Here is a 25,757-nt window from a genome sequence, read left to right on the forward strand (position 1 = left end):
GGACTACTTGTGGTAAGGGTGACCGGACAGCACGGTCCAGGCACGGTACAGCTGTTCGCCGATCAGGATCCGCACCAACGGGTGCGGCAAGGTCAGCGGCGACAACGACCAGCGCTGATCGGCGCGGGCGCAGACTTCCGGCGCCAGCCCTTCGGGGCCGCCGACCATGAAGTTGACCGTGCGCGAATCCAGCCGCCAACGGTCGAGTTCGACCGCCAGTTGCTCGGTGCTCCAGGGTTTTCCATGGACTTCCAGCGTGACGATCCGCTCGTTCGGCCCGACCTTGGCCAGCATGGCTTCGCCTTCCTGGCGGATGAAACGGGCCACGTCGGCGTTCTTGCCACGGGTATTGAGCGGAATTTCCACCAGTTCCAGCGCCAGCTCGGACGGAAGACGCTTGGCATATTCATGCCAGCCTTCTTCCACCCACTTGGGCATGCGTGAACCGACGGCGATCAGTCGCAGTCGCACAGCAATCCCTTACAACTGGTCTTTGTTGAGCTTGGTGAAATGCTCGTGGGTGTTTTCCGGACTGTGGTGCTTGGCGTCTGCCGCACGGCTCTGCTCGGCACCGGCCCACAGGCGCTCCAGGTCGTAGAACTGACGTGCCGAGGCGGTCATCATGTGCACGATCACCAGATCCAGGTCCAGCAGTACCCAGTCGCTGTCGCCCTTGCCTTCTTCGCCCAGCGGCTTGGCGCCCTGTTTTTTGACTTCTTCGCGGACCTTGTCCAGCATCGCGTTGATCTGGCGATTGGACGTACCGGTGGCGATGATCATGTAGTCAGTGATGCTCTGCTTGTCGCGAACATCGATGATCTGGATGTCTTGTGCCTTGACGTCTTCCAGGGCTGCCACGGCAACCTTGACCAGCTCGTCGCCCTTGAGCGGCTCGTTGGTGTTGGCGACTTCCGGCAGCGGCGCGCTCTTGAACGTGCCTTTGCGCTTAACTTTGCTTACGTCTTTGTCAGTCATATAAAACTCGTTTTGCTCGTATATTCGGCGGCTTGGCGATACGTGGATTCGTATCAGTGAAGCACGCCTTGTTCAGTTCGACGCACGGTACAGACCGTGCGCATCGATGTAGGCCAGGACCGCGTCGGGCACCAGGAAACGTACCGACTTACCGCTGGCCAGCAGTTGACGGATCTGGGTGGCGGAAACCGCGAGCGGTGTCTGCCAGACGAATGCAATCTGTCCGCTCGGCCCTTTCAGGGCCAGCGGGTCGCTCACCGAACGCGCTGCCAGCAGGTTGCGCAAGGCATCCGGCGGTTCGCTGTCGGCGTCCGGGCGCTGTAGCACCAGGATGTGGCAATGCTGGAGCAACTCCTCCCAGCGGTGCCAAGTGGGCAGGCCGCAAAATGCGTCCCAGCCCAAAAGCAGAAAAACCTGGGTTTCAGCGGCCATTTCGGCACGCATCAACTCCAGGGTATCAATGGTGTAGGACGGTTTGTCCCGCTGTAGCTCGCGGGCGTCCACCACCAGCGGCGGCACTCCGGCCACCGCACACTCGACCATCGCCAGTCGATCCTGCGCCGACACCTGCGGTGTATCGCGGTGCGGCGGCCGGGCGCTGGGCATCATGCGCAGTTCGTCGAGCAGCAGCGCTTCGGCCACTTCCAGCGCACCGCGCAAATGACCGATGTGCACCGGATCGAACGTGCCGCCCAGTACGCCGATGCGCCGGGGTCGGAGTTCGCTGTCAGGCAGCGGCGCTGTCAGGTCGAGGTCGGTCAAGTCAGACCGTCGCCTGGCCGCGCAACTGGCCATCACCGACCACGATGTACTTCTCGCAGGTCAGTCCTTCGAGGCCCACCGGGCCACGGGCGTGCAGCTTATCAGTAGAAATGCCGATCTCGGCACCCAATCCGTATTCGAATCCATCGGCGAAGCAGGTCGGGGTGTTGATCATCACCGACGCCGAGTCGACTTCGGCCACGAAACGACGGGTGTCGGCGAGGTTTTCGCTGACGATCGAGTCGGTATGGTGCGAGCTGTAATGGTTGATGTGTTCGATGGCCTGATCCAGATCGTCGACCACCCGAATCGACAGGATTGGCGCCAGATACTCGGTGCTCCAGTCGTCTTCGCTGGCCGCCACGGCGCCAATGATCGCCCGGGTACGCTCGCAACCACGCAGCTCGACGCCTTTTTCGCGGAACTGGGCAGCCATCGGAGGCAGGAAATCCTTCGCAACACTCTGATCGACGAGCAAGGTCTCCATCGCTCCACAGATGCCATAACGGTAGGTCTTGGCATTGAAGGCGATGCGCTGGGCTTTCGCCAGGTCGGCGTGAGCACTGACATAAACGTGGCAGATACCGTCCAGGTGCTTGATCACCGGCACGCGGGCATCGCGGCTGATGCGTTCGATCAGGCCTCGGCCGCCGCGCGGCACAATCACGTCGACGTACTCGGGCATGGTAATCATTGCGCCAACGGCGGCACGGTCGGTGGTTTCGACCACTTGCACCACGGCTGCCGGCAATTCGGCCTCGGCCAGACCGCGCTGGATGCACACGGCAATCGCCCGGTTGGAATGAATCGCTTCGGAGCCACCGCGCAGGATGGTCGCGTTGCCCGACTTCAGGCAGAGGCTGGCGGCATCGATGGTCACATTGGGACGGGATTCGTAGATGATCCCGATCACACCCAATGGCACGCGCATCTTGCCGACCTGAATCCCGGACGGGCGAAAGCTCATGTCGCGGATCGCGCCGACCGGATCCGGCAGTGCGGCGACCTGACGCAAGCCGACGATCATGCCGTCGATGCGCGCCGGAGTCAGTTCCAGACGTTCCAGCAGGGCCGGCTCCAGACCATTGGTGCGGCCGGCAGCCAGATCCAGTTCATTGGCGGCGGCCAGCTCGGCGCGCGCGGCGTCCAAGGCATTGGCAGCAGCCTGCAGGGCGCGGTTTTTCTGCGCGGTGCTGGCACGGCCGATGACCCGGGAAGCTTCGCGGGCGGCGCGACCCAATCGGGTCATGTAGTCAAGAACGGACTCAGTCATGGTCTGCTGGGGTCTTGGCAAAGAGGAAAGCGGCAGATTATAGCTGTCGCGTCCCGGGACTAACAGCGGTGACAGGCGGATGGTCGAAATGGACTGCAATTTGCCGATGTTCAGCCGTAATTAAGCCTCGGATTGTTATCATCACGACCTCCTTCGCCTGGATAAACACCGTTTGCCATGTCCAACCTGACCGTTCGAGCGACCGCAGAGCGCCTGCCACTGGGCCTTCCGGACGCTTTTTTCGACCGTGACGCGCAAATGCTGGCCCGCGACCTGCTCGGCAAAGTCATCCGCCACCGGGTCGGCGATCTGTGGCTGAGTGCCCGGATCATTGAAACCGAGGCCTATTACTGCGCGGAAAAAGGCAGTCATGCGTCCCTCGGCTACACGGAAAAGCGTAAGGCTTTGTTTCTGGATGGCGGGCACATCTATATGTATTACGCCCGCGGCGGCGACTCGCTGAACTTCAGCGCTCAAGGGCCGGGCAACGCCGTGTTGATCAAATCCGCCTACCCATGGATCGATGAGCTCAGCGGGCCGGCGAGTCTGGCGCAGATGCTGCTGAACAACCCCGATGCTCAGGGCCGACCACGTTCTTCGCAAAAGCTGTGCGCCGGCCAGACCTTGCTGTGCAAGGCACTGGGGTTGAAGGTGCCGGTATGGGACGCCAAGCGTTTCGACCATGAACTGCTGCTGGTGGAAGACACCGGGGCGGCGCCAGCGCAAATCATTCAGACCACCCGCCTGGGCATCCCTCATGGCCGTGACGAACATCTGATGTACCGGTTTGTCGACGCCACTTACGCGCAATGGTGCACACGGAACCCGCTGCGCCGGGGTCAGGTCGAAGGTCGCGATTATTTCCTGTTGCCGAGGTTAGAGGCAGGTCTGAAGTAAAAGGAATTCACTGTAGGAGTGAGCCTGCTCGCGATAGCGGTGTATCAGTCAACGAAGAAGTCGACTGACCAAGCGCCATCGCGAGCAGGCTCACTCCTACAAGGATCAATTGAAGATTTGATGGAGTGGTTTTATGGGCCCATGGCTCGATAGCGTGACCGGTTGGCTGGCCGCCAATCCGCAGTGGCTGGCGGCTGCGGTGTTTATCGTTGCCTGCGTGGAGTGTCTGGCGATTGCCGGGCTCATCGTGCCGGGCACGGTGCTGCTGTTTGCCGTCGCCGTATTGGCCGGCAGCGGCGCGCTGTCGTTGAGCGAAACCCTGCTGCTGGGCTTTCTCGGCGGGATTCTGGGCGATGTGATTTCGTACTTCCTCGGCCGCCATTTCCACCAGAACATCCGCCGTTTGCCGGGGCTGCGTCACCATCCGGAGTGGATGGCCGGCGCCGAAACCTACTTCCAGCGCTACGGCATCGCCAGCCTGCTGGTCGGGCGCTTCATCGGCCCGTTACGGCCGATGCTGCCGATGGTCGCCGGGATGTGCGACATGCCCTTCCCGCGCTTTGCCGCGGTCAGCCTGCTGGCCGCCGCCGGCTGGAGTGTCGCCTACCTGCTGCCGGGCTGGGCCACAGGCGCGGCGATCCGCTTGCCGCTGCCGGAAGGTTTCTGGCTGCAGGCCGGCATCGTCGCCGCCAGTATCGCAGTGATGCTCGGCCTGAGCGTCAACAGCAGCTTGCGTCAGCACCGCCGGGCGACGATCTGGATCAGCAGCATGAGCCTGTTGATTCTGCTCGGCCTGTTCGTGGGCTATCCGTACCTGAGCGCCCTCGATCAGGGCGTGATGACCTTGGTGCAGGAACATCGTCAGCCGCTGCTGGATGAAATCGCGGTGACGTTCACCCTGATCGGTGAATTCCGCAACATGCTGATGTTCAGCGCCCTGCTCACCGGTCTGTTGCTGCTCTGCCGGCAATGGCGCCAGGCAATCTTTGCCGGCGGCACGCTGCTGTGCACCGCGCTGCTGAACACCGTCACCAAACAGTTTTTCGCCCGGGTGCGCCCGGAGGTGCTGACCGATCCACTGACCAGTTACAGCATGCCCAGCGGCCACGCTTCGGGTTCGTTCGCGCTGTTTCTGGTGCTCGCCGTTCTCGCCGGTCGTGGCCAGCCACCGCGCATGCGTCTGACCTGGCTGCTGCTCGGCTGTATTCCGGCGCTGTCGATTGCCTTGTCACGGGTGTATCTGGGTGCGCACTGGCCGACCGATATTCTGGCTGGCGCAATGCTCGCCGCATGCGTGTGTGCGGCAGGTTTGTGGTTGAGTCAGCGCCAGGCGCCGCTCAAGCCGATGCCGGTCAAGGTCTGGTGGCTGATTCTGCCGGCGCTGCTGGTGCTGTTCAGCCTGTTCGTCTTCCGGCATCTGCCGCAAACGATGCTGCGTTACGCCTACTGACGTTCAGGCGAACAACTCGCCCTGCAACTCATCGAGCAGCGCCTGGATCGCATCCAGCCTTTGCTGCGGATCGTCGAGTTGCAGCAGGTCGATCTTGTCCTCTTCGGCGAATGGCAGCAGATACGCCAACTGATTGGCCAGCGACTGCTGCCCCAGCGCTTCGTTGCCCATGTTCAACGCCTCGACCATCGGGTGCTCGGCCAAGGCCTTGAGCAGCGCCACCAGATCGGCGTCTTCATCCTGCAACGGTTGCTCCGGTTCATCGTCCAGCCACTCGACGTCGGCGAGAATCAACTGATCGCGCTGCACCTCGGTGCGCAGCACCTGAAAGCGCCGCCCGCCCTGCACGCGAATCCCCAGCAGGCCATTGTCCTGCTGCTGGAAATCGGTGATCCGCGCTTCGCAGCCGACCTGGGCAAAGCCCTCTGGTGCGACGCCGACTTCGTGCCCCTCAAGGATGCACACCACGCCGAAACCGCCGCCCTGTTTCATGCAGCGGCCGATCATGTCCAGGTAGCGCGCCTCGAAGATCTGCAAGTCGAGATTGCAGCCGGGAAACAGCACTGTGTTCAGCGGGAAAAGCGGCAGACTCATAGACATTTCCTTAGACCACCATCGACACCGCCAACGGCAGGAACACTGCCGTGGCCACGCCCATCAGACTCATCGCCAGCGCCGCGAAGGCGCCGCACTCATCACTTTCCTGCAGTGCCACCGAAGTGCCGACGGCGTGCGCGGTCATGCCCAGCGCCATGCCACGCGCCTCGGGGCTGTGCACGCCGAGGCGGGTCAGCAACGCCGGGCCGAAGATCGCGCCGATCACCCCGGTGATCAACACGAACACCGCCGCCAGCGCCGCGACACCACCGATCTGCTCGGCCACCAGCATGGCAATCGGCGAGGTCACCGACTTCGGCGCCATGGTCATCAGAATCATGTGCTCGGCACCAAACCACCAGCCCAGTAACACGCCCATGCCCGTCGCGACCACCCCGCCTATCACCAGCGTAGTAAAAATCGGCCAGAACAATTGGCGGATACGCTTGAGGTTGAGATACAGCGGCACCGCCAGCGCAACTGTCGCCGGGCCCAGCAGAATGCTGAGGATCTCGGTGCTCTTGCGGTACTCGGCGTAAGTCAGGCCACAGCCGACCAGCACGCCGATCACCAACAGCATGGAGACCAGCACCGGTTGCAGAAAGATCCAGCGGGTTTTCTCGAACGCCGCCAGCACCAGTTGATAGGCACCCAGGGTGATGCCGATGCCAAACAGCGGATGATGGATTACCGAGGCCCATGCCCCTTGCCAGTCGAAGAGCATCAGGACTCCTCCGACCGGTGCGCGTGTCGCTTGACCATGCGCTGCATCAGCACCCCGGCGAAGGCCATCGACAGGATCAACGACAGGACGAGCGCGCCGACAATCGCCCAGAAATCGGCGGCAATATCACTCGCATAGACCATCACACCCACCGCCGGCGGCACCAGCAGCAACGGCAGATAACGCAGCAGACTGCCGGCCGCAAGGTTCAGCGGCTCGCCGACTTCACCGCAAATGATCAGGAACACCAGCAACAGCAGCAGGCCGATGATCGGCCCCGGCAGCACCGGCAACAGCAAATGGTTGAGTGCCGTGCCGAGCAGTTGGAACAGCACCAGCATGGTCAGGCCACGTAACAACATCAGACATCTCCCCCCGCAAGTCATCGGCATTATAAGCACGGCAGCGCTATGGATCGGCATTCGCCAAAAGCATGGCAGGTTGACCGGAGCAAATCGTCATGTTGATCTACAGTGGTTCGCAGGGCGGTCAAATCCCCCACCTGAAAAACTATAAAACCGATGAACCCAAGGAGAGTCTCAATGCCCTATGTTCCCGTTGCAGAGCTCAAAGATTATGTCGGCAAGGAACTCGGACGTTCCGAATGGCTCACCATCGATCAGGAGCGTATCAACCTGTTCGCCGAAGCCACCGGGGATTATCAGTTCATCCATGTCGACCCGGTCAAAGCCGCGCAAACGCCATTTGGCAGCACCATTGCCCACGGTTTCCTGTCGCTGTCGCTGATCCCCAAATTGATGGAAGACATCCTCGTGCTGCCGCAAGGCCTGAAGATGGTGGTCAACTACGGGCTGGACAGCGTGCGTTTCATCCAGCCGGTGAAGGTCAATTCAAAAGTTCGGCTGAAGGTCGATCTGGCCGAAGTGACCGAGAAGAAACCCGGGCAATGGCTGCTCAAGGCCACCGCCACGCTTGAGATAGAGGGCTCGGACAAACCGGCCTATATCGCCGAACCGCTGTCGCTCTGCTTCGTTTAAGTCACTGGATGCGAAACAGCGCACGCTGTTTCGCATCAGCGCTGTTTTTACCGGCTGTATAAGGTCACATAGCTGCGGCATACTCGGTCGCCTAATTGCCCGGATCCCGCTATGCGCCCACTCGCTTCCCTTGCCCCCCTTGCCCTGACCCTGATGCTCACTGCGTGCGGCGACGGCGAATCGCTGCTGCCTCCGGATGCGCGCCTGCCGGACGGCGGACGCTATCGCGGCGAGCTGGTCAACGGCTTGCTGCAAGGCCAGGGTCGCGTCGACTACCCCAACGGCAGCTGGTACGCCGGGCAGTTCGACAAGGGCCAATGGCACGGTCAGGGTGAGTGGCACGGCAGCAACGGCGAGGTCTATCGCGGCCAGTTCCAGCAGGGCCTGTTCGATGGCCAGGGCAGCCTGACCACCAACGCCAGCAGTTACACCGGCGGCTTCAAGCAGGGCCGGCGCGACGGCGAAGGCACCCTCAAGGAAAACGCCATGACCTACCGTGGCGAGTTCAAGGCTGACCAGTATTCCGGGCTGGGCCGTCTGGAAATGGACGACGGCAGCTCCTATCAGGGCCAGTTCACCCACGGCAAACCCAATGGCGAAGGCCAGCGCGGCGACGCCAGCGGCAATACGTTCAGCGGTCATTTCGTCAACGGCCAGCTCGAAGGCAACGGCACGTTCAACAGTGCCGATGGCGACATCTATGTCGGCGGCTTCAAGAACAGTCAGCTGCACGGCAAGGGCCGCTATGAAAACGCCGATGGCGACGTCTGGCTCGGCCAGTTCAAGGAAGGCGCGCTGACCGGAAAAGGCGAATTGATTGGCGCTGACGGCAGCCATTACATCGGCTACTTCAATGACTGGCGCTTCAGTGGTCAGGGCCGCTTGAACCTGTCTGACGGCAGCTTCTACATCGGCGAGTTCGACAGCGACAGCTACGCCGGGCGCGGCACCCTGGTGCTGACCGATGGCACCGTGCTCAGCGGCACCTGGATCAACGGCCAACGCGTGCGTGACGCCGACGGCAAGCTCCTGCCCGACACCCTCGAACTCGGCCTGCTAGCTCAGGGCCGCCTGCTCGATGAGGCGCTGGCCGCCGTGCCCGCCTCGACACCGGCCGTTGAGCTGTACACTCTGACCCTCGGTGGCGACGGCAAGCAAAGCGTGTTCCTGCGCGAGTCCGACTACGTCGCCAATATGCTCACCACACGCTTCGGTGCCTATGGCCAGATTCGCCTGGTCAACCACCGCGACCATCTCGCCGATCGGCCGATGGCCACCCGCGAAAACCTGCGCCGCGCAGCGCAAACCCTGGCCGAACGCAGCGGCCCGGAAGACCTGGTGTTCATTTACCTGACCAGCCACGGCACCGCCGAACACGAACTGGTGCTCGACCAGCCGCGCATGGAGCTGGCCGATCTGCCCGCCGATGAGCTCGCCGCCGTGCTCGCGCCGCTGAAAAATCGCGACAAGGTGATCGTGATTTCATCGTGCTACTCCGGCGGTTTCATCCCCGCGCTGAAAGACGAGCGCACTCTGATCATGACCGCCTCACGTGCCGATCGGGTGTCGTTCGGCTGCTCGGAAGAAGCCAACTTCACCTACTTCGGCGATGCCTTGTTCGCCCAGGCGCTGAACCAGACCGACGACCTCGAACAAGCCTTCAAACTGGCCAAGGCCACGGTTGCCGAGCGTGAGCTGGCTGACAGTTTCGAAGCCTCGGAACCGCAGATCTGGGCGCCCAAGACCGTGCTGTCGCATTGGCAACTGCTACGCAAACAGCAAGCAAGAAAAGCTTTGCAAAGCGCTGCATTGAACGACGGAGCGACAAACAGCAACTAAGCTGAACAGTATCAAGGGAGAGACACAATGTACTTGACGCCTCAGCACGTATTGCTTGCCGGAGCCACCGGATTGACCGGTGAACACCTGCTCGACCGCTTGCTCAACGAGCCGACGATTTCTCGCGTGCTCGCCCCTTCGCGTCGACCCTTGGCGGAACATCCACATCTGGAAAACCCGGTCGGTGATCCACAGGCGTTTCTGCCTCAACTAAGTGGCCGGGTCGATATCGCCTATTGCTGCCTCGGCACCACGATCAAGCAGGCCGGTTCAGAAGCGGCGTTTCGTGCGGTGGATCTGGACATGGTCGTGGCGTTCGCCAAACGCGCGCGGGAGATGGGCGCGCGGCACCTGATTGTAATCAGCGCGATTGGCGCCGATCCGAAATCGTCGGTCTTCTACAATCGGGTCAAAGGCGAAATGGAACAAGCGCTGCGCGCCCAGGACTGGCCGCAACTGACCATTTGCCGGCCTTCGCTGTTGTTGGGCGAACGCACGGAGCCACGCTTGGCCGAACAGCTGGCCGGGCCGTTGTCGAAGCTGATTCCGGGAAAATACCGAGGCATCGAGGCCTGCCAATTGGCGCGGGCGATGTGGCGATTGGCGCTGGAAGAGCAGGATGGGGTGCGGGTGATCGAGTCGGATGAACTGCGCAAGCTAGGCAAATAATCTTCCGCCGCATGATCGTTCCCACGCTCTGCGTGGGAATGCAGCCATGGACGCTCTGCGTCCCAAAGCGTGACGCAGAGCGTCACCGGAGGCGTTACCACGCAGAGCGTGGGAACGATCTGTCTAACTACAATCCGCCCGTTGCCTGAAACCCCACGCCGATAACCGTCAGCAATGACAACGGCAACAGCAGCGTATCGAGCAATGCACTCGCCGGCAGGTCCACCCCCGGATAGCTCGGCGCTTCAGCCCCGAACCGATCCATCGCACAGCACCCGCCATTCATCGCGTACAAATCCAGCCGCGTCCCGGAGTACACCACTGGCGCACCCGGCTTGGCGGCATCCAGCGTCCGCGCCGTGGCGCAGCCGGCCAGTTGCAGCGCCAGCACCATCGTCAGCAGCTTATTCATCGCTGCTCAGATGATGCTCGCCCCAACGCGGCAGCATGTCCTGAGGAATGCCCAGCAGATTGAGAATCCGCGCCACGACGAAATCGATCAGGTCATCGATGGTCTGTGGCTGGTGATAGAAACCCGGCGAGGCCGGCAGGATGGTCACGCCCATGTTCGACAGCTTGAGCATGTGCTCCAGATGAATGCTCGAATACGGCGCTTCGCGCGGCACCAGAATCAACTGGCGACGTTCCTTCAGCGTCACGTCCGCAGCCCGCTCGATCAGGTTGTTGCAGGCGCCGGTGGCAATCGCCGACAAGGTGCCGGTGGAACACGGCACCACGACCATCGCCGCTGGCGCGCCGGAGCCCGAGGCCACCGGCGACATCCAGTCTTCCTTGCCGTACACGCGGATCTGCCCGGCCGCTGCCCCGGTGTACTCGGTGAGGAACGCCTGCATCATCTGCGGCTTGGGCGGCAACGTGACATCGGTCTCGGTGGCCATCACCAGTTGCGCCGCCTTGGAGATCAGGAAGTGTACTTCGCGATCTTCACGCACCAGGCAATCGAGCAGGCGCAATCCGTACTGCGCGCCGGACGCGCCGGTCATCGCCAGCGTGATGCGTTCCGGGCCGCCGTCCTGGGAAAGAGTGTTCATTGCAGCGCCTCGGCGAGTTTGCCGTGCAGGCCGCCGAAGCCGCCGTTGCTCATGATCACCACGTGAGTGCCACGCTGAGCCTGGCTCTTCACGCGTTCGATGATGCCTTCAAGCGAATCGCTGACAATCGACGGCACGGTGCACAGTGCGGCGGTACCGGCCAGATCCCAGCCGAGGTTGGCCGGGGCGTACCAGATCACCTGGTCGGCATCGACCACGCTGTCCGGCAGACCGTCACGGTGCGCGCCGAGCTTCATCGAGTTGGAGCGCGGCTCGATGATCGCGATCAGCGGTGCGTCACCGATACGTTTGCGCAAGCCATCGAGGGTGGTGGCGATCGCGGTCGGGTGGTGGGCGAAGTCGTCGTAGATGGTGATGCCGCGTACTTCGGCGACTTTCTCCATCCGGCGTTTGACGTTCTTGAATGCGCTCAATCCGGCGATGCCCATCGATGGCACCACACCAACATGCCGCGCAGCCGCCAGGGCAGCCAGGGCGTTGGCGACGTTGTGCTGACCGGTCAGTTCCCATTCGACGGTGCCTTGAGACACGCCTTCGAACATCACTTCGAACGCCGAACCATCGCCTTTCAGCAACTTGACCTGCCACTGACCGCCGGCACCGGTGGTTTGCACCGGGGTCCAGCAGCCCATTTCGATCACGCGCTGCAAGGCAGGCTCGGTCGTCGGGTGAATCACCAGACCTTCGCTCGGGATGGTCCGCACCAAATGGTGGAACTGCCGCTCGATCGCCGGCAGATCGGGGAAGATATCAGCGTGATCGAACTCAAGGTTGTTGAGGATCGCGGTGCGCGGGCGATAGTGGACGAACTTCGAACGCTTGTCGAAGAACGCGCTGTCGTATTCGTCCGCCTCGATCACGAAGAACGGCGTGCCGCCCAGACGCGCGGACACCGAGAAGTTCTGCGGCACACCGCCGATCAGGAACCCCGGGCTCATGCCGGCGTGTTCCAGTACCCAGGCGAGCATACTGCTGGTGGTGGTCTTGCCGTGCGTACCGGCGACCGCCAGCACCCAGCGACCCTGCAGCACGTGATCGGCCAGCCACTGCGGGCCGGAGACGTAAGGCAGGCCTTTGTTCAGCACATATTCCACCGCCGGGTTGCCGCGGGACATGGCGTTGCCGATCACCACCAGATCCGGCGCCGGATCGAGCTGAGCCGGGTCGTAGCCTTGGGTCAGTTGAATGCCCTGAGCCTCAAGCTGCGTGCTCATCGGCGGATAGACGTTGGCGTCGGAGCCAGTCACGTGATGGCCCAGCTCTTTGGCCAGAACCGCCATCGAGCCCATGAAAGTCCCGCAGATACCCAGAATATGAATGTGCATAGTCGACCTCGTAAAACATGGCCGCAGGTTAGCGTAGGGTGGGGAAAATCGCACCTTGTGTTTCGCCTTTGCCGACGCCTTCGCGAGCAAGCCCGCTCCCACAAAATCAGCGCTGACCCTGTGGGGGGACGGGCTTGCTCGCGAATGGCGCGACTCGGTTCAGCGGCTAATCGCGTGTTTACGCAGCTTTCTATAAAGGGTGTTGCGGCTGACCCCGAGTTGTTGCGCGGTCTGGGTCATGTGCCAGCGGGTCTGCTCCAGCACATTGAGCAACGCCAAACGCTCGGCGCCCTCCAGCGGATGCTCGGACTCAACCGTCTTCAGCTCCAGTGGCGGCCGCACCTGACGAATCATCGCCGGCAGATCCTCCAGCCCGATCCGACCGTCATCGCACAACGCCGCCAGCGTACGCAGAACATTGCGCAACTGCCGCACGTTGCCCGGCCAGTTGAAGGCCAGCAACGCCTGGCGCGCCGGTTCGTCGATCACGATAATTTCCCCACCCGCCTCCTCGGCCAGCAGGAAATCCAGCAATTGCGACTTGTCGCTGCGTTCGCGCAACGCCGGTAGCGCGACTTCGAGGCCGTTGAGCCGGTAATACAGGTCTTCACGGAAACTGCCGTCTTCGACCCGCTCCAGCAGATTGCGGTGGGTGGCGCTGATGATCCGCACGTTGACCGCCTCCGGTTCGCCGCCGATCGGCACCACTTGGCGGTCTTCCAGCACCCGCAACAAACGGGTCTGCAACGCCAGCGGCATGTCGCCGATTTCATCGAGAAACAGCGTGCCGCCATCGGCCTGCTGCAACTTGCCGCGCATGCCGTCCTTGCGCGCGCCGGTGAAACTGCCGCCGCGATAACCGAACAACTCGCTCTCGATCAGACTCTCGGGAATCGCCGCGCAGTTAAGGGCGACGAAAGCTTTGTTGGCGCGTTGACTGGCATGATGCACGGCCTTGGCGAAAGCCTCCTTGCCGGAGCCGGTTTCGCCGTTGACCAGCAGCGGCACATCACGCTCGAACACGCGCAGCGCCTTGCGGAAATCGGCCTGCAGCGCCGCGTCACCGAGGCAAATGCCCGCCAGTGGTTGAGCCTTGACCACCACCGGCGCCGGCATGATCGGCAGCGGCTTGCGTGATTCGCCGCGCAGCAAGGCAAACAGAGGCCGCCCGTCACGGGTGCGCAACGGCCAACTGGCGCTGGCATTGGCACTGGCGCGGCCAAGCAGTTCGTCCAGCGAGCAATCGAAAAACGCTTCCACCGGTTTGCCGAGCAAGCCACCGCGAATATGCCCCAGCAGGTTCAGCGCACTCTGGTTGACCGCGCTGATCCGCCCTTCCCCGTCAAACGCCAGCAGCCCTTCGCTGAACAAGCCGACGGACTCGGCCTGCAGATGAAATCGCAGCAACCACTGGTTATCGAAGCAACGCAGGAAATAGCAGCTCTCGATCATCTTCGCCGACAGATTGACCAGCGCCATGGTGTGGAACTGGCTCTGGCGTGAAACATCGTGGCGCGCCGAGGACACGTCGAGCACCGCGAGCAATTCGCCGTGCGGGTCGAACACCGGGCTCGCCGAGCAGGTCAGCCCGGTGTGGCGGCCGCGAAAGTGTTCGTCCTGGTGAATGGTCAGCGCCTGGCGCTCGACCAGGCAGGTGCCGATGCCGTTGGTGCCTTCGCAGGCTTCGCTCCAGTCGGCGCCGAGCCAGAGCCCGGCACGTTCGAAAATCTTGCGCTCGGCGGGTGCGGTGACACAGTTGAGGATCACCCCGCGCGCGTCGGTCAGCAGCACCGCGTGGCCGGCCCCGGACAGTTGTTGATGCAGGCTGCTCATTTCATTGCCGGCAATCTGCAACACCTGTTGCAGCCGCTCGCGGCTTTCGAGGACGCGCCCGTGTTCGAGCACGGTGGGCGCCATGGCCAAGGCCGGGTCGAGGTGATAGTCCTCAAGACAGCGCAGCCACGAACGGGCAATCGACGGATCGGCACCGGGCCCGTGCAAGTGCGGCTTGCCCTGGGTCACGGTGAGCACCTGTTGGGCATGGCGACTCAAATGGTTGTCGTGCATTTCTTATTATTCTCCCCGAGATCAGTGCCGCCTCTTGGTTGGCTGGCACATACCTTGTGGTGAGGGGATTTATCCCCGATGGGTTGCGAAGCACCCCCAATCAAACCAACGTGGCTTCTTAGATTCACCGCGTACACCGGATTTACGACTGCTGCGCAGCCGATCGGGGCGGTGCGACGTTTCGCTAAATCCCCTCGCCACAAGGGGTACATCTGGGCGATTTGCAGCCAGCATCCTCCAGCCGTCGGCGCATTGCAATGCTGGCGAGACCGCTCGGTCACAGGCTGTGCCAAAAGCGGTACAAACTGTCACCCAGGCTGTACCGAAACCGTCACAGGCGCCGTCCGCCTGTCCGACAAAAAATACGCAAGGCCTTGATTTGCCTGACTTGCACGGCAATGGCCCGAGCTTTGCTCTACGCTTATATCAAGCGCACTTGCGCGTTTCTCTAATAAGTACAAAGCCAAGGAGAACATCATCATGCGTTACGCTCACCCCGGTACTGAAGGCGCCAAAGTCTCGTTCAAGAGCAAGTACGGTAACTACATCGGCGGCGAGTTCGTCGCGCCTGTCAAAGGTCAGTACTTCACCAATACCTCGCCAGTGAATGGCCAGCCGATTGCCGAATTCCCCCGTTCCACTGCCGAAGACATCGACAAGGCACTGGACGCCGCCCACGCTGCTGCCGATACATGGGGTTCGACCTCGGTGCAGGCGCGCTCGCTGATCCTGCTGAAAATCGCCGACCGCATCGAACAGAACCTCGAACTGCTGGCGATCACCGAAACCTGGGACAACGGCAAAGCCATCCGCGAAACCCTCAACGCCGACATCCCGCTGGCGGCCGACCATTTCCGCTACTTCGCTGGCTGCCTGCGCGCTCAGGAAGGCAGCGCTGCCGAAATCGACGGCAACACCGTGGCCTATCACATCCATGAACCGCTGGGCGTGGTCGGCCAGATCATCCCCTGGAACTTCCCGCTGCTGATGGCCGCGTGGAAACTCGCCCCGGCGCTGGCCGCCGGCAACTGCGTGGTGCTCAAGCCTGCCGAGCAGACTCCGCTGGGCATCTGCGTACTGATGGAGCTGATCGGTGATCTGCTGCCACCGGGCGTGCTCAACGTGGTGCAAGGTTTCGGCAAAGAAGCCGGTGAAGCGCTGGCCACCAGCAAACGCATCGCCAAGATCGCGTTCACCGGCTCGACCCCGGTCGGCTCGCACATCATGAAATGCGCGGCCGAGAACATCATTCCGTCCACCGTGGAACTGGGTGGCAAGTCACCGAACATCTTCTTCGAAGACATCATGCAGGCCGAACCGACGTTCATCGAGAAGGCAGCCGAAGGTCTGGTGCTGGCGTTCTTCAACCAGGGCGAAGTCTGCACCTGCCCGTCCCGTGCGCTGGTACAGGAATCGATCTACGACGAGTTCATGGCCGTCGTCATGAAAAAAGTCCTGCAGATCAAACGCGGCGACCCGCTGGACACCGACACCATGGTCGGCGCACAGGCGTCCGAGCAGCAGTTCGACAAGATCCTGTCGTACCTGGAAATCGCCAAGGGCGAAGGTGCCGAGCTGCTGACCGGCGGCAAGGTGGAAAAACTCGAGGGCAATCTGGCGACCGGGTATTACATCCAGCCGACCCTGCTCAAGGGCACCAATAAAATGCGCGTGTTCCAGGAAGAAATCTTCGGCCCGGTGGTGAGCATCACTACCTTCAAGGACGAAGCCGAAGCCCTGGCGATTGCCAACGACACCGAGTTCGGCCTCGGTGCCGGCCTGTGGACCCGCGACATCAACCGCGCCTACCGCATGGGCCGCGCGATCAAGGCCGGTCGCGTGTGGACCAACTGCTACCACCTGTACCCGGCGCACGCCGCGTTCGGCGGGTACAAGAAGTCCGGCGTCGGCCGTGAAACCCACAAGATGATGCTCGATCACTATCAGCAGACCAAAAACCTGCTGGTGAGCTACGACATCAATCCGTTGGGCTTCTTCTAAAATCCTGGGCAACACAGATGATTCTGTGTTGCCTGTTCAATCGCCTTCGCGAGCAAGCCCGCTCCCACAGGGGACTTGCGTCGACCCACACTGTTGGATTGGGCACAAATCCAATGTGGGAGCGGGCTTGCTCGCGAAGGTGTCCTTAATGACACAACACACAAGGCTTGGCCGCTCTGGCACGGCCCTTGCGTACCCGTCATTCAGGTTTTTGCCGAAAACTGCCGCTGCGTGAACAGCATCCATCCACCCAACCTCTGCACCCGAAAGTCCAACAGATCGAACAATAAAAAACAGAGAGGACTTATGACTTCCACCACACAGCTCAAACCCACACTCGGCACCCTGCACCTCTGGGGCATTGCCGTCGGCCTGGTGATTTCCGGCGAATACTTCGGCTGGAGTTACGGCTGGGGCACTGCGGGCACCCTCGGTTTTCTGGTCACGGCGCTGATGGTCGCGACCATGTACACCTGCTTCATCTTCAGCTTTACCGAACTGACCACCGCGATTCCCCACGCGGGCGGGCCGTTTGCCTACAGCCGTCGGGCCTTCGGCGAGAAAGGCGGATTGATCGCCGGCATCGCCACCCTGATCGAGTTCGTTTTTGCACCACCGGCGATTGCCATGGCGATCGGCGCCTACCTCAACGTGCAGTACCCGGAGCTTGATCCGAAGGTTGCGGCGGTCGGCGCCTACTTCGTGTTCATGACCCTGAACATTCTCGGCGTGAGCATCGCCGCGACCTTCGAACTGGTGGTCACCGTGCTGGCAGTCGCCGAATTGCTGGTGTTCATGGGCGTGGTCGCACCGGGCTTCAGCTTCAGCAACTTCGTGCTCAACGGCTGGTCGGGTTCCAATGAGTTCACCATGGGTTCGATCCCCGGGATCTTCGCGGCGATCCCGTTTGCGATCTGGTTCTTCCTCGCCATCGAAGGCGCCGCCATGGCGGCCGAAGAAGCCAAGGACCCGAAACGCACGATTCCCAAGGCGTACGTCAGCGGCATCCTGACCCTGGTGTTCCTCGCCATCGGCGTGATGGTGATGGCCGGCGGTGTCGGCGACTGGCGCCAGTTGTCGAACATCAACGATCCGTTGCCACAGGCGATGAAAGCCGTAGTCGGCAACAACTCTTCGTGGATGCACATGCTGGTGTGGATCGGCCTGTTCGGCCTGGTGGCGAGTTTCCACGGGATCATCCTCGGCTACTCGCGACAGTTCTTCGCCCTTGCTCGCGCGGGTTATCTGCCGAAAAGCCTGGCCAAGCTGTCACGTTTCCAGACCCCACACCGCGCCATTCTGGCCGGCGGCGTGATCGGCATCGCGGCGATCTACAGCGATGGACTGGTCAATCTACAGGGCATGACCCTGACCGCCGCGATGATCACCATGTCGGTGTTCGGCGCGATCGTGATGTACATCATCAGCATGCTCAGCCTGTTCAAACTGCGCAAAACCGAACCGAATCTGGAACGTACCTTCCGCGCCCCGGGCTACCCGGTGGTGCCGGCGATTGCGCTGTTCCTGGCGGTGGTGTGCCTGGTGGCGATGGCGTGGTTCAACACGCTGATCGGTTGTGTGTTCCTGGGCTTCATGGCCGCTGGTTACCTGTACTTCCAGCTGACCGCCAAGCAACGCGCCGAAGCCCCGGCAGACGCTATGCTCGAAGGTATCTAGTTGCACCGGCACCGGGCCTGACGCCCGGTGCCCGCCATATAGAAGTGCACACAATACCTGTAGGAGTGAGCCTGCTCGCGATCGCATCGACGCGGTATGACTGTTGTTCCGAGTTGCCTGCATCGCGAGCAGGCTCACTCCTACACAAAAGCAGATTGCAGTAATTACTGGAGGACCCCGCCCCATGGCCGCATTTGCCCATTCCGTCGGCGCCCAGACCTACCGCTTCGACAGCCTCAAGGACGTCATGGCCAAGGCCAGCCCGGCGCGCTCCGGGGACTTCCTGGCAGGCGTCGCCGCGCTCAATGACGGCGAGCGCGTGGCCGCGCAAATGGCGCTGGCCGACATCCCGCTCACGCATTTTCTGCAGGAAGCGCTGATTCCGTACGAAGCCGATGAAGTCACCCGATTGATCATCGACACCCACGACAAACAAGCCTTTGCCGTGGTCAGCCACCTCACCGTCGGTGGATTTCGCGACTGGCTGCTCAGCGACGCGGCCGACGAAACCAGTCTGCGCGCGCTCGCCCCCGGCCTGACCCCGGAAATGGTTGCCGCCGTGTCGAAGATCATGCGCGTGCAGGATCTGGTGCTGGTGGCGCAGAAGATCCGCGTGGTGACGAAGTTTCGCGGCACCCTCGGCCTGCGCGGGCGCCTGTCGACCCGCCTGCAACCCAATCACCCGACCGACGAGCCGTCCGGCATCGCCGCGAGCATTCTCGACGGCCTGTTGTACGGTAACGGCGACGCGATGATCGGCATCAACCCGGCCACCGACAGCATCGCCTCGATCTGCGCGATGCTGGAGATGCTCGACGCGATCATCCAGCGCTACGACATCCCGACCCAGGCCTGCGTGCTGACCCACGTCACCACCTCGATCGAAGCGATCAACCGTGGTGTGCCGCTGGATCTGGTGTTCCAGTCGATTGCCGGCACCGAAGCGGCCAACGCCAGTTTCGGCATCAACCTGAATGTATTGCAGGAAGGCTATGACGCGGGGCTGAGCCTGAAGCGCGGCACTCTCGGGCAGAACCTGATGTATTTCGAGACCGGCCAGGGCAGCGCGCTGTCAGCCAACGCCCACCACGGTGTCGACCAGCAGACCTGCGAGACCCGGGCCTACGCCGTGGCGCGGCATTTCAAGCCGTTTCTGGTAAACACCGTGGTCGGCTTCATCGGCCCGGAATACCTCTATAACGGCAAACAGATCATCCGCGCCGGCCTCGAAGACCATTTTTGCGGCAAGTTGCTCGGCGTGCCGATGGGCTGCGACATCTGCTACACCAACCATGCCGAAGCCGATCAGGATGACATGGACACCCTGCTGACCCTCTTGGGTGTCGCCGGGATCAACTTCATCATGGGCATCCCCGGCTCCGACGACATCATGCTCAACTACCAGACCACCTCGTTCCACGACGCGCTCTACGCGCGCCAGACCCTGGGCCTGAAACCTGCGCCGGAGTTCGAGCAATGGCTGGCGAACATGGGCATCTTCACCCAGGCGGACGGCAAGGTTCGCTTTGGCAACAACCTGCCGCCGGCCTTCCGCCAGGCGCTGGCGCAACTGGGATGAGTGTTATGGAAAAACCGCCTGTGGACCCGCAAAACCCGTGGCTGGAGCTGCGTCGCCTGACCCCGGCGCGCATCGCCCTCGGCCGTACCGGCACCAGCCTGCCGACCAGCGCCCAACTGGATTTCCAGTTCGCCCACGCCCAGGCGCGGGATGCGGTGCATTTGCCGTTCGATCATGTCGGGCTCAGCGCGCAACTGAACGAGCGCGGGCGCGACAGCCTGTTGCTGCACAGCGCCGCGACCGATCGCAATAGCTACCTGCAACGCCCGGATCTTGGACGCAAGCTCAGCGAAGACTCGGCGCAGAGCCTGCGTGATTACGCTTCGGCGCATCCCGGGGGCGTCGATCTGGCGATTGTGGTGGCGGACGGACTGTCAGCGCTGGCCGTGCATCGGCATACCCTGCCGTTTCTGACCCGCCTGGAGGAGCAGATGAGCGCCGACGGCTGGTCGATTGCCCCCGTGGTGCTGGTGGAACAGGGGCGGGTCGCCGTCGGTGATGAAATCGGCCAGTTGCTCGGCGCAAAAATGGTCGTGATGCTGATCGGAGAGCGTCCGGGCCTCAGCTCGCCAGACAGCCTGGGGTTATATTTCACCTACAATCCAAAGATCGGGCTGACCGATGCCTACCGCAATTGCATCTCCAACGTGCGGCTTGAGGGCTTGAGTTACGGCATGGCGGCGCATCGCTTGCTGTACCTGATGCGCGAAGCCTGCCGGCGGCAGTTGTCAGGGGTCAATCTGAAGGACGAAGCACAGGTTCAGACGCTGGATTCGGACGCAGGCGCGGACATGAAGGGAAACTTCCTACTGGGCCCGTCGACAACCTGAACCGTTTCCGCATTGCGTTTCTGCGCTACTTTCAGGCAGGATCGATGCACGGCCGCCAGGGTTTCCCATCGCCGTCAGAGCAGTTGAAGACAGCCACTTGAAGACGAGACCTATCATGCGGATTATTCAAGCGACCCTCGAACACCTGGATTTGCTGACCCCGTTGTTCGTCAAATATCGCGAGTTCTACGGTTCCCTGCCTTACCCGGATTCCTCCCGCGCGTTTCTCGAAAAACGCCTGCGGCGCAAGGAATCGGTGATTTATCTGGCCTTGGCCGACGATGACGACAAGAAGCTGATGGGCTTCTGCCAGTTGTATCCAAGCTTTTCCTCGCTGTCGCTCAAGCGCGTGTGGATCCTCAACGACATCTATGTCGCCGAAGACGCCCGCCGCCAACTGGTGGCTGACAACCTGATCCGCACCGCGAAGAAAATGGCCAAGGAGACCCAGGCCGTGCGTATGCGCGTCTCCACCAGTGCCGACAACGAAGTGGCGCAAAAGACCTACGAATCCATTGGCTTCAAGGAAGACACCGAGTTCAAGAACTACGTGTTGCCGATCAGCGACGAGCTGTAAATCGCCCAAGCCTCAGTGATGAGGGAGTGAGCTCCCTCATCACCATTAATCCCTGCCTGACAAAAATTCACACCCCGACATTCCCCGCTACAAAACCAACGCGCTTTTCACCTCTCAGACCGTATAATCCCGAGCTTTCCGGCTTGTAAGAAAAACTACACCCCGCTGTAGGCTTACACCCGAATCATCCGCACAGGCCTGCCGAGTCGGGCCGCCACCACAGGTGCCCCCATGGATTTCAACCCGCTCGACCTTATCCTGCATCTCGACGTGTACCTCGACTTGCTGGTAACCAACTACGGGCCGTGGATCTACGCGATTCTGTTCGCTGTCATCTTCTGTGAAACCGGCCTGGTGGTGATGCCGTTCCTGCCGGGTGATTCGCTGTTGTTCATCGCCGGTGCCGTGGCGGCGGGCGGCGGCATGGACCCGGTACTGTTGGGCGGTCTGTTGATGCTGGCGGCCATCCTCGGCGACAGCACCAACTACGTGATCGGACGAACAGCCGGGGAAAAACTCTTCAGTAACCCGAACTCGAAAATCTTCCGTCGCGACTACCTGCAAAAAACCCACGATTTCTACGACAAGCACGGCGGCAAAACCGTGACCCTCGCACGTTTCCTGCCGATCATCCGTACGTTTGCACCGTTTGTCGCCGGCGTCGGGAAAATGCCCTACCCGCGTTTCTTCGCGTTCAGCGTGTTCGGCACCATCCTCTGGGTCGGCGGCCTGGTGACCTTGGGTTACTTCTTCGGCAACGTGCCATTCATCAAGAAGAACCTGTCGCTGCTGGTCGTCGGCATCATCCTGCTGTCGCTGGTGCCGATGATCATCGGTGTGGTGCGCAGCCGTTTCGGCGGCGCCAAAGCCGAAACCCACTGATCCGATGTGGTCACTGAGCGCCTGGCGTCGCCGGCGCATTCTGGCCAGACACCCGATTGCCGACGACCTGTGGCAACGGGTGCGCCACCACCTGAGTTTCCTCGATGGCATCAGCGCCACCGAGGATCAGTGGCTGCGTGAAGCCTGTGTGCTGTTTCTCGAAGACAAACACCTGACCGCCCTGCCCGGCGTCGAACTGCATCAGGAGCAACGCCTGCTGCTCGCCGCCCAGGCCCAGTTGCCGCTGCTCAATCTGGGCGATTTGAACTGGTATCAGGGCTTTCACGAAATCATCCTCTACCCCGACGACTTCCTCAGTCCGCAACGGCATCGCGATGCCAGCGGGATCGAGCACGAATGGGATGGCGAACACAGCGGCGAAGCCTGGCAACAGGGACCGATCATCCTCGCCTGGCCCGGGGTGATGTCCAGCGGTGGCTGGGAAGGCTACAACCTGGTGATACACGAACTGGCGCACAAGCTCGACATGCTCAACGGCGACGCCAACGGCCTGCCGCCACTGCACGCCGACATGCGCGTCAGCGATTGGGCCGAGGTCATGCAACACGCCTACGACGACCTCAACCGCCAGCTCGACCGCAATCCCGATGCCGAAACCGCCATCGACCCGTATGCCGCCGAGAACCCTGGCGAGTTCTTTGCGGTCACCAGCGAATACTTCTTCAGCGCCCCGGATCTGCTGCACGAAACTTATCCACAGGTCTACTTGCAACTGAAGCTTTTCTACCGGCAGGATCCGTTGGGCAGGCTGCGGCAACTTCAGGCCACAGACCCGGTCTATCAGGCGCACGACTAAGCTCTGCACGACTTCTGGTACGTGGCGTCGGCGTAGGAATGTGCCTATAATCGCCGCCACTTTTTGGTCAATCCGGCCAAGTGTTTTTGGTCAACTACGGGGGCAACGCCCAATGAGCTACAGCAAGATTCCGGCTGGCAAAGACCTGCCGAACGACATCTACGTCGCGATCGAGATCCCGGCCAACCACGCGCCGATCAAATACGAAATCGACAAAGACAGCGATTGCCTGTTCGTTGACCGTTTCATGGCCACCCCAATGTTCTACCCGGCCAACTACGGTTACATCCCGAACACCCTGGCTGACGACGGTGATCCCCTCGACGTGCTGGTTGTGACCCCTTACCCGGTTGCTCCAGGCTCGGTGATCCGCGCGCGTCCGGTCGGCATCCTGAACATGACCGACGACGGCGGCGGCGATGCCAAAGTCATCGCAGTCCCACACGACAAGCTGTCCCAGCTGTACGTCGACGTGAAGGAATACACCGACCTGCCACCACTGCTGATCCAGCAGATCGAGCACTTCTTCGCGAACTACAAAGATCTCGAAAAAGGCAAGTGGGTCAAGATCGAAGGCTGGGCTGGCGCTGATGCCGCTCGCGACGCGATCACCAAGTCGGTTGCTGCCTACAAGGGCTAAGCACTGCTTGCTGCGTGAAGCCTGAAGAAAACCCCGGTTGATCCGGGGTTTTTTGTGCCTGAAAGAAGCCGCTTTAAACAGTACGTTTATGACGGACTACAGAAAAGTTTCGAAGTGAGTGATTTCCCACAAGGACGTCTTACATCCAGTCGCAAAATACAGCCATTTTTTGAACACTCGGTTTATTCAAACCGCTCTGGCACGGCCGTAGACTCGGTGTTTATGAGAAAGAACACTAGCGGTCCAAGATTCAAGGCACTCCTGGAAGCAGCGAACATCACCACCACGGGATTCGCAAAGTTCTGGGGCACGGAAGCCCAAAACATTCATAACTGGTACACCCGGGGAGTCCCGGCGTATCGCATGGAGGAAGTCTCGCGCCTGCTGTCGGTCAACAGCGACTGGCTGAAAACCGGCGAAGGCAGCAAGGAGTCGCCCCACCTGCAGACCCCTGCCAGCAACGGCGACACCTTCGACGCCCAGGCCATCCGTGGCGTCTACACGGTCATCGATCCCAAAGACATCGAATTGCCGTTTTTCAAGGAAACGCCGCTCACGACCGGTGCCGGCAAGACCCACGTCATCCTCGACCCCGAACAAACCATCCGCCTGCCCCGCGCCCACCTCGATCAACTGGAAATCCGCCACACCGACGCCATCTGCGCGCACATGATCGGCAACAGCATGGCCGAGCGCATCGAAGACGGCTCCATCGTCGGCATCGACCGTGGCCTGACCCAAGTGGTCGACGGCGAAATCTACGCCATCGAACACGACGGCATGCTGCGCATCAAATACCTGCACCGCATGCCCGGCAACGCCCTGCGCCTGCGCAGCCACAACAGTGCCGAACACCCGGACGAAATCTTCCGCGCGGCGCAGATCGACGAGCAGCGGATACACATTCTTGGCTGGGTGTTCTGGTGGTCGACCCTGGGCAAACGCCGGCCGGTGGTGCCGTTTCTCTGACCTCTCCCGTGCCACATCCTCCCCTGTAGGAGTCAGCCCGCTCGCGATGAGGCCCTGATAATCGGTACAAATCCCGATTTTGTTCGACTGCGGTCGCTCTAAACCGCACTTCAGGCTGGGAATCCCCAACAAAACTCAGTATCCTGCGCCCCACATTTGCGCATCGACCCGCTCCCGCGGCTCAGATGACGCCTGACGCGGCAGACCAACGTCTGACCAAGTCCCACAGCCGGACGCAGATCCGGGTGTACGTTTTGAAGGCTGACGCGGTTTACCAAAAATAAACCAAGCCAGTCCCCGAGAAGCCGGCCACAAGCCGGCTTTTTAATGCCTGACAGAAAGCCAAGCCTACCATCTGAAACCTGAATTCCAGCTTGTCGCGTACGGCTCCCCTTGTTACCGTAACGACAATCGTCATTACAGGTATAACATCATGGCCTCCATCAACATCCGCATTGATGATGAGTTGAAACAACGCTCCTTTGCCGAGCTGGAAAAGCTTGGTGTCACACCTTCGGAGCTTTTGCGCCAAACACTTCAATACGTTGCCGAGCGGGGCAAACTGCCCTTCAAGACCGCACTCATCAGCGAAGAAGATGAGGCGCTAATCGCCGTAGTCACCGAGCGCCTCGCCGCTCCTCAGCGAGTCAAGGTTAGTCTGGATGACCTATGACCTTGAATTTGATCGTCGTGCGTTAAAAGAGTGGAGCAAACTGGGCGATACGATTCGCCAGCAGTTCAAAAAGAAGCTCGCGGTGGTATTAGAGAATCCTCGAATAGAAGCCAATCGACTTCGTGATTTGCCAGATTGCTACAAAGTGAAGCTGAAAAGCGCTGGCTATCGCTTGATCTATCAGGTGCTTGATCAAGAGATCGTGGTGTTCGTAGTCGCTATCGGGAAGCGAGAGCGAGAGGCCGCCTACAAGGATGCTCAAGATCGATTGGAGTCTCAATCCTGAGCTCCCCGCACTGTCGGGCACACTGAAATTGTGCAGCAAGCCACTGCACAATTTGATTACCCCCTTCACTTTTGTCTTGCCTCGGCAACCCAACACTTGCCAACCCCAACCCCCACAGTGCTAAATCCCGCCCAACACCCACCCCTCTGTTTTTACCCGCATTCCCGCCACCGGCCG

Annotated in this window: 27 protein-coding genes; 16 read left to right on the top strand and 11 right to left on the bottom strand. The window is 61.3% G+C overall.

From position 1 onward, the window contains the following. Positions 1–3: 3 nt before the first annotated feature. From rlmH to QMK55_RS09675, 4 genes are all read right to left on the bottom strand, one after another. On the bottom strand, positions 4–471 hold the full coding sequence (gene rlmH / locus QMK55_RS09660) for a 23S rRNA (pseudouridine(1915)-N(3))-methyltransferase RlmH (RefSeq protein WP_003185785.1): 468 nt from the start codon (positions 469–471) through the stop codon (positions 4–6). A 9-nt stretch (positions 472–480) separates the two neighbouring features. Further along, positions 481–975: a ribosome silencing factor gene (gene rsfS / locus QMK55_RS09665; RefSeq protein ID WP_007960601.1), complete on the bottom strand. Its 495-nt coding sequence runs from the start codon at positions 973–975 to the stop codon at positions 481–483. 72 nt (positions 976–1,047) lie between these two features. Then, entirely contained in the window at positions 1,048–1,770 is a 723-nt protein-coding gene (gene nadD / locus QMK55_RS09670) for a nicotinate-nucleotide adenylyltransferase (protein ID WP_102354546.1), read from the bottom strand. After that, positions 1,739–3,010 carry a glutamate-5-semialdehyde dehydrogenase gene (locus QMK55_RS09675; protein ID WP_320329102.1) on the bottom strand — a complete coding sequence of 424 codons (1,272 nt, stop codon included), beginning with the start codon at positions 3,008–3,010 and terminating at the stop codon, positions 1,739–1,741. Before QMK55_RS09675 ends, nadD begins: the two co-directional genes overlap by 32 nt. A gap of 177 nt (positions 3,011–3,187) precedes the next feature. Here QMK55_RS09675 and QMK55_RS09680 point away from each other — a divergent pair, with 177 nt between their 5' ends. After that, positions 3,188–3,907 (top strand): DNA-3-methyladenine glycosylase, encoded by a 720-nt coding sequence (locus QMK55_RS09680; RefSeq protein WP_102354548.1) that lies wholly within the window; start codon positions 3,188–3,190, stop codon positions 3,905–3,907. Positions 3,908–4,040: 133 nt separating this feature from the next. Continuing rightward, entirely contained in the window at positions 4,041–5,357 is a 1,317-nt protein-coding gene (locus tag QMK55_RS09685) for a bifunctional DedA family/phosphatase PAP2 family protein (protein ID WP_102354549.1), read from the top strand. Positions 5,358–5,360: 3 nt separating this feature from the next. On the opposite strand, the gene QMK55_RS09690 is transcribed toward QMK55_RS09685, so the two are convergent. The 3 genes from QMK55_RS09690 to QMK55_RS09700 are packed head-to-tail and all read right to left on the bottom strand — an operon-like array spanning position 5,361 to position 7,040. Then, positions 5,361–5,951 carry an LON peptidase substrate-binding domain-containing protein gene (locus QMK55_RS09690; protein WP_102354550.1) on the bottom strand — a complete coding sequence of 197 codons (591 nt, stop codon included), beginning with the start codon at positions 5,949–5,951 and terminating at the stop codon, positions 5,361–5,363. Positions 5,952–5,961: 10 nt separating this feature from the next. After that, positions 5,962–6,678: an LrgB family protein gene (locus QMK55_RS09695; protein WP_007960614.1), complete on the bottom strand. Its 717-nt coding sequence runs from the start codon at positions 6,676–6,678 to the stop codon at positions 5,962–5,964. Beyond that, positions 6,678–7,040 (bottom strand): CidA/LrgA family protein, encoded by a 363-nt coding sequence (locus tag QMK55_RS09700; protein ID WP_102354551.1) that lies wholly within the window; start codon positions 7,038–7,040, stop codon positions 6,678–6,680. The genes QMK55_RS09695 and QMK55_RS09700 overlap by 1 nt, the downstream gene beginning before the upstream one ends. Positions 7,041–7,220: 180 nt before the next feature. Here QMK55_RS09700 and QMK55_RS09705 point away from each other — a divergent pair, with 180 nt between their 5' ends. From QMK55_RS09705 to QMK55_RS09715, 3 genes are all read left to right on the top strand, one after another. Then, positions 7,221–7,676, top strand: coding sequence for a MaoC family dehydratase (locus tag QMK55_RS09705; protein ID WP_003228575.1), 456 nt, complete (start codon positions 7,221–7,223; stop codon positions 7,674–7,676). A 111-nt stretch (positions 7,677–7,787) separates the two neighbouring features. Beyond that, positions 7,788–9,515, top strand: a complete 1,728-nt coding sequence (locus QMK55_RS09710) for a C13 family peptidase (protein ID WP_102354552.1) — start codon at positions 7,788–7,790, stop codon at positions 9,513–9,515. A 27-nt stretch (positions 9,516–9,542) separates the two neighbouring features. Beyond that, on the top strand, positions 9,543–10,184 hold the full coding sequence (locus tag QMK55_RS09715) for an oxidoreductase (RefSeq protein ID WP_034153753.1): 642 nt from the start codon (positions 9,543–9,545) through the stop codon (positions 10,182–10,184). 127 nt (positions 10,185–10,311) lie between these two features. On the opposite strand, the gene QMK55_RS09720 is transcribed toward QMK55_RS09715, so the two are convergent. The 4 genes from QMK55_RS09720 to QMK55_RS09735 form a co-directional block, all read right to left on the bottom strand. Further along, positions 10,312–10,596, bottom strand: coding sequence for a YceK/YidQ family lipoprotein (locus tag QMK55_RS09720; protein WP_102354553.1), 285 nt, complete (start codon positions 10,594–10,596; stop codon positions 10,312–10,314). After that, positions 10,589–11,236: a flavin prenyltransferase UbiX gene (gene ubiX / locus QMK55_RS09725; protein ID WP_102354554.1), complete on the bottom strand. Its 648-nt coding sequence runs from the start codon at positions 11,234–11,236 to the stop codon at positions 10,589–10,591. The genes QMK55_RS09720 and ubiX overlap by 8 nt, the downstream gene beginning before the upstream one ends. After that, a complete protein-coding gene (mpl, locus tag QMK55_RS09730) occupies positions 11,233–12,582 on the bottom strand; it encodes a UDP-N-acetylmuramate:L-alanyl-gamma-D-glutamyl-meso-diaminopimelate ligase (RefSeq protein ID WP_320329103.1) in 1,350 nt (449 codons plus the stop codon). The genes ubiX and mpl overlap by 4 nt, the downstream gene beginning before the upstream one ends. A 159-nt stretch (positions 12,583–12,741) precedes the next feature. Beyond that, entirely contained in the window at positions 12,742–14,649 is a 1,908-nt protein-coding gene (locus QMK55_RS09735; protein WP_102354556.1) for a sigma-54-dependent Fis family transcriptional regulator, read from the bottom strand. 480 nt (positions 14,650–15,129) lie between these two features. Between QMK55_RS09735 and QMK55_RS09740 the strand changes: the two genes are divergently transcribed. From QMK55_RS09740 to QMK55_RS09790, 11 genes are all read left to right on the top strand, one after another. Then, positions 15,130–16,650 carry an aldehyde dehydrogenase family protein gene (locus QMK55_RS09740; RefSeq protein WP_320329104.1) on the top strand — a complete coding sequence of 507 codons (1,521 nt, stop codon included), beginning with the start codon at positions 15,130–15,132 and terminating at the stop codon, positions 16,648–16,650. A 306-nt stretch (positions 16,651–16,956) separates the two neighbouring features. Further along, on the top strand, positions 16,957–18,327 hold the full coding sequence (eat, locus tag QMK55_RS09745; RefSeq protein ID WP_025108674.1) for an ethanolamine permease: 1,371 nt from the start codon (positions 16,957–16,959) through the stop codon (positions 18,325–18,327). A 184-nt stretch (positions 18,328–18,511) separates the two neighbouring features. After that, a complete protein-coding gene (locus tag QMK55_RS09750) occupies positions 18,512–19,906 on the top strand; it encodes an ethanolamine ammonia-lyase subunit EutB (protein WP_096796313.1) in 1,395 nt (464 codons plus the stop codon). Between the two features lie 5 nt (positions 19,907–19,911). Further along, positions 19,912–20,736 carry an ethanolamine ammonia-lyase subunit EutC gene (gene eutC, locus QMK55_RS09755; protein ID WP_320329105.1) on the top strand — a complete coding sequence of 275 codons (825 nt, stop codon included), beginning with the start codon at positions 19,912–19,914 and terminating at the stop codon, positions 20,734–20,736. Positions 20,737–20,851: 115 nt separating this feature from the next. Continuing rightward, positions 20,852–21,313 (top strand): GNAT family N-acetyltransferase, encoded by a 462-nt coding sequence (locus tag QMK55_RS09760; RefSeq protein ID WP_007958617.1) that lies wholly within the window; start codon positions 20,852–20,854, stop codon positions 21,311–21,313. Positions 21,314–21,544: 231 nt separating this feature from the next. Continuing rightward, positions 21,545–22,195 carry a DedA family protein gene (locus QMK55_RS09765; RefSeq protein ID WP_003228594.1) on the top strand — a complete coding sequence of 217 codons (651 nt, stop codon included), beginning with the start codon at positions 21,545–21,547 and terminating at the stop codon, positions 22,193–22,195. A 4-nt stretch (positions 22,196–22,199) separates the two neighbouring features. Continuing rightward, positions 22,200–23,012, top strand: a complete 813-nt coding sequence (locus tag QMK55_RS09770; protein WP_102354561.1) for a zinc-dependent peptidase — start codon at positions 22,200–22,202, stop codon at positions 23,010–23,012. Between the two features lie 112 nt (positions 23,013–23,124). Further along, positions 23,125–23,652 (top strand): inorganic diphosphatase, encoded by a 528-nt coding sequence (gene ppa, locus QMK55_RS09775; protein WP_008052339.1) that lies wholly within the window; start codon positions 23,125–23,127, stop codon positions 23,650–23,652. A 222-nt stretch (positions 23,653–23,874) separates the two neighbouring features. After that, the gene (locus QMK55_RS09780) at positions 23,875–24,621 is read left to right on the top strand and encodes a helix-turn-helix transcriptional regulator (protein WP_102354562.1); all 747 of its coding nucleotides are present in this window, start codon (positions 23,875–23,877) and stop codon (positions 24,619–24,621) included. 433 nt (positions 24,622–25,054) lie between these two features. Then, entirely contained in the window at positions 25,055–25,294 is a 240-nt protein-coding gene (locus QMK55_RS09785) for a type II toxin-antitoxin system RelB/DinJ family antitoxin (RefSeq protein ID WP_102354563.1), read from the top strand. Beyond that, complete coding sequence (locus QMK55_RS09790; RefSeq protein ID WP_102354564.1) at positions 25,284–25,580, top strand: type II toxin-antitoxin system RelE family toxin; 297 nt, start codon at positions 25,284–25,286, stop codon at positions 25,578–25,580. The genes QMK55_RS09785 and QMK55_RS09790 overlap by 11 nt, the downstream gene beginning before the upstream one ends. Positions 25,581–25,757 lie beyond the last annotated feature (177 nt).

The sequence above is a fragment of the Pseudomonas sp. P8_229 genome, assembly GCF_034008635.1.
In the GTDB taxonomy this organism is placed as follows: domain Bacteria; phylum Pseudomonadota; class Gammaproteobacteria; order Pseudomonadales; family Pseudomonadaceae; genus Aquipseudomonas.

Coding starts and splice junctions, on each gene's coding strand:
- QMK55_RS09720 (WP_102354553.1), bottom strand. CDS start 10,596: ATGAATAAGCTGCTGACGATGGTGCTGGCGCTGCAACTGGCCGGCTGC.
- QMK55_RS09700 (WP_102354551.1), bottom strand. CDS start 7,040: ATGTTGTTACGTGGCCTGACCATGCTGGTGCTGTTCCAACTGCTCGGC.
- QMK55_RS09710 (WP_102354552.1), top strand. CDS start 7,788: ATGCGCCCACTCGCTTCCCTTGCCCCCCTTGCCCTGACCCTGATGCTC.
- QMK55_RS09705 (WP_003228575.1), top strand. CDS start 7,221: ATGCCCTATGTTCCCGTTGCAGAGCTCAAAGATTATGTCGGCAAGGAA.
- QMK55_RS09765 (WP_003228594.1), top strand. CDS start 21,545: ATGGATTTCAACCCGCTCGACCTTATCCTGCATCTCGACGTGTACCTC.
- rsfS (WP_007960601.1), bottom strand. CDS start 975: ATGACTGACAAAGACGTAAGCAAAGTTAAGCGCAAAGGCACGTTCAAG.
- ppa (WP_008052339.1), top strand. CDS start 23,125: ATGAGCTACAGCAAGATTCCGGCTGGCAAAGACCTGCCGAACGACATC.
- eat (WP_025108674.1), top strand. CDS start 16,957: ATGACTTCCACCACACAGCTCAAACCCACACTCGGCACCCTGCACCTC.
- QMK55_RS09735 (WP_102354556.1), bottom strand. CDS start 14,649: ATGCACGACAACCATTTGAGTCGCCATGCCCAACAGGTGCTCACCGTG.
- QMK55_RS09750 (WP_096796313.1), top strand. CDS start 18,512: ATGGCCGCATTTGCCCATTCCGTCGGCGCCCAGACCTACCGCTTCGAC.
- QMK55_RS09690 (WP_102354550.1), bottom strand. CDS start 5,951: ATGAGTCTGCCGCTTTTCCCGCTGAACACAGTGCTGTTTCCCGGCTGC.
- QMK55_RS09695 (WP_007960614.1), bottom strand. CDS start 6,678: ATGCTCTTCGACTGGCAAGGGGCATGGGCCTCGGTAATCCATCATCCG.
- QMK55_RS09785 (WP_102354563.1), top strand. CDS start 25,055: ATGGCCTCCATCAACATCCGCATTGATGATGAGTTGAAACAACGCTCC.
- QMK55_RS09680 (WP_102354548.1), top strand. CDS start 3,188: ATGTCCAACCTGACCGTTCGAGCGACCGCAGAGCGCCTGCCACTGGGC.
- QMK55_RS09685 (WP_102354549.1), top strand. CDS start 4,041: ATGGGCCCATGGCTCGATAGCGTGACCGGTTGGCTGGCCGCCAATCCG.
- nadD (WP_102354546.1), bottom strand. CDS start 1,770: ATGGCCAGTTGCGCGGCCAGGCGACGGTCTGACTTGACCGACCTCGAC.
- QMK55_RS09760 (WP_007958617.1), top strand. CDS start 20,852: ATGCGGATTATTCAAGCGACCCTCGAACACCTGGATTTGCTGACCCCG.
- QMK55_RS09675 (WP_320329102.1), bottom strand. CDS start 3,010: ATGACTGAGTCCGTTCTTGACTACATGACCCGATTGGGTCGCGCCGCC.
- ubiX (WP_102354554.1), bottom strand. CDS start 11,236: ATGAACACTCTTTCCCAGGACGGCGGCCCGGAACGCATCACGCTGGCG.
- QMK55_RS09770 (WP_102354561.1), top strand. CDS start 22,200: ATGTGGTCACTGAGCGCCTGGCGTCGCCGGCGCATTCTGGCCAGACAC.
- eutC (WP_320329105.1), top strand. CDS start 19,912: ATGGAAAAACCGCCTGTGGACCCGCAAAACCCGTGGCTGGAGCTGCGT.
- QMK55_RS09790 (WP_102354564.1), top strand. CDS start 25,284: ATGACCTATGACCTTGAATTTGATCGTCGTGCGTTAAAAGAGTGGAGC.
- QMK55_RS09740 (WP_320329104.1), top strand. CDS start 15,130: ATGCGTTACGCTCACCCCGGTACTGAAGGCGCCAAAGTCTCGTTCAAG.
- mpl (WP_320329103.1), bottom strand. CDS start 12,582: ATGCACATTCATATTCTGGGTATCTGCGGGACTTTCATGGGCTCGATG.
- QMK55_RS09715 (WP_034153753.1), top strand. CDS start 9,543: ATGTACTTGACGCCTCAGCACGTATTGCTTGCCGGAGCCACCGGATTG.
- QMK55_RS09780 (WP_102354562.1), top strand. CDS start 23,875: ATGAGAAAGAACACTAGCGGTCCAAGATTCAAGGCACTCCTGGAAGCA.